Genomic DNA, 2,129 nt, shown 5'->3' on the forward strand with positions numbered 1-2,129 from the left:
GGTGCCGTCGTTCACGTATAACCGGTTCTGGGCTCAGGCGGACATCGCCTTGGCCATGGGGGATGCGCTGGGCTTTCCGACCGAGTTCGACGACGTCCCCTCGATCCTCGCCAAGTGCGGGCCGTGGCGGCAGATGGAGCTGCCGAACCGCGCCCTCGTCTCGGACGACACCCAGATGACGCTGGCGCTCGGCCGGGCCGTGCGGACGGCGATGGACCGGGGGCTGCTCACCCCGCTGCGGCTGGCCCGGCCCCTGCGGGAGGAGTTCGTGGACTGGTACCAGTCCCCTGAGAACAACCGGGCTCCCGGCCGCACCTGCATGAAGGCCTGCTACCTGCTGAAGGACGAATCCCGACCGTGGCAGGACGCCGGCCAGATCGAATCCAAGGGCTGCGGCGCCAACATGCGCGTCGCGCCCCTGGGTCTGGTCCCCGGCCTCAGTGACGAACAGCGCGCCGGAGCCGCCCAGTTGCAGTCCGCCCTCACCCACGGGCATCCCACCGCGCTCGCCGCGTCCGACCTCACCGCGCACGCCGTACGCCTGCTCGCGCAGGGCGCAGAGCCGACCGGGCTGATCGGCCTGCTCCGCTCGTACGCCCTGGAGAACCGCGGTCACTACCACGAGCGCTGGCTCGGTGACCTGTGGCGGCGGGCCGGGGACCCCAGCCCCGGGCGGTTCATCGCGCGCGGCTGGGACGAGTGCCTGGAGATCCTCGAACGGCTCCAGCGCGCTGTGCGCACCGTCTCGCCGGAGACCGACCCCTGTCTGGCCACCGGCGAGGGCTGGATCGCCGAGGAGGCCCTGGCGACCGGGCTGCTGTGCTTCCTGCTCTTCGTCGATGAACCGGTGACGGCCCTGCGCCGCGCCGCCTGCACCGCCGGCGACTCGGACTCGATCGCCTGCCTGACGGGCGCCTTCGCGGGCGCCTGGCTGGGCGCGGAGGCCTGGCCCTCCGAATGGGCCGACCGGATCGAGTACCGGACCGATCTGCTCACGCTCGGGGCGCTGTGGGACGCCTGACGGCCCGGTGCCGGGCGGGAGCCCTCAGGTCAGGCGGATCGAGTTCCCCTCCACGGTGATCTGCTCGGCGGGCAGGGGCCGGGTCGCCGGGCCGTGGGCCACCGCGCCGTCGGCGATCTTGAACTTGCTGCCGTGGCAAGGACAGTTGATCGTGCCGTCGGAGACGGACCCCACCAGGCAGTGCATGTGGGTGCAGATCGCCGAGAAAGCCTTGAGCCGGCCCTGCTCCGGCTGCGTCACCACGACCTTCTCGTCCATGAAGATCTTGCCACCGCCCACCGGGATCTCGTCGATGTTGGCCAGGACCCGGCCGGCGGGCCCGCTCGTCGCGCCGTCGCCGGTGGGGGACTGTGTCGGCGCGGAGCCGCTGTCGTCGCCACCCCCGCCGCAGGCCGCGACGAGCGCCGCCGCGCCGGTCGCGCCCGTCGCGAGGAGAACCGTGCGACGCGTGGTCTCGTAGGTCATGTCGTCACTCCGAAAGCGCCGAAGAGGGGTAAACCGGGATTTGCATCATATTGGTACCGAACCTGCCCAAAGGTGCCGATCCTGGCGTCTCACCGGGCGGGCGCCGCTCACCCGGGCCGCCCGGGCTGACTAGGCTGGTCGGACGTAGAGCGACACGCACGTCAGCAAGGAGCATCGCCGTGGCGGTACGAGCGGTCCGGGGCGCCGTCCAACTCGAACGGGACGAGGCCGGGCACATGGACGAGCAGGTAGGAGCCCTGCTCACGGAGATCCTCGAGCGCAACGATCTCGCCGCCGACGACCTGATCAGTATCTGGTTCACGGCCACGCCCGACCTGCACAGCGACTTCCCGGCCGCCGCCGCCCGCAAGCTGGGCATCGTCGACGTGCCGCTGATCTGCGCCCAGGAACTCGACATCGAGGGCGCCATGCCGCGTGTCGTCCGGGTCCTCGCGCACATCGAGTCCGACCGTCCCCGGGCCGACATCGCCCATGTCTACCTCGGCGCCGCGGCCACCCTGCGCAAGGACATCGCCCAGTGAGGACCGCACTCGTCATCGGCACCGGCCTGATCGGGACATCCGCCGCCCTGGCCCTGTCCCAGCGGGGCGTCACCGTGCACCTCGCCGACCCGGACCCGGAG

3 protein-coding genes are annotated in these 2,129 nt (G+C 71.6%); 2 read left to right on the forward strand and 1 reads right to left on the reverse strand.

What is annotated here, in order from left to right:
* Positions 1–55: 55 nt before the first annotated feature.
* Entirely contained in the window at positions 56–1,021 is a 966-nt protein-coding gene (locus tag ABZ281_RS47005) for an ADP-ribosylglycohydrolase family protein (protein ID WP_356664712.1), read from the forward strand.
* A gap of 24 nt (positions 1,022–1,045) precedes the next feature.
* Here the strand turns inward: ABZ281_RS47005 and ABZ281_RS47010 are convergent, their stop codons facing one another.
* Entirely contained in the window at positions 1,046–1,486 is a 441-nt protein-coding gene (locus ABZ281_RS47010; RefSeq protein ID WP_356664708.1) for a Rieske (2Fe-2S) protein, read from the reverse strand.
* A 179-nt stretch (positions 1,487–1,665) separates the two neighbouring features.
* On the opposite strand from ABZ281_RS47010, the gene aroH reads away from it, so the two are divergent.
* On the forward strand, positions 1,666–2,028 hold the full coding sequence (gene aroH, locus ABZ281_RS47015; protein ID WP_356664710.1) for a chorismate mutase: 363 nt from the start codon (positions 1,666–1,668) through the stop codon (positions 2,026–2,028).
* Positions 2,029–2,129: the final 101 nt, after the last annotated feature.

Source organism: Streptomyces sp. NPDC006265, from assembly GCF_040613555.1.
In the GTDB taxonomy this organism is placed as follows: domain Bacteria; phylum Actinomycetota; class Actinomycetes; order Streptomycetales; family Streptomycetaceae; genus Streptomyces.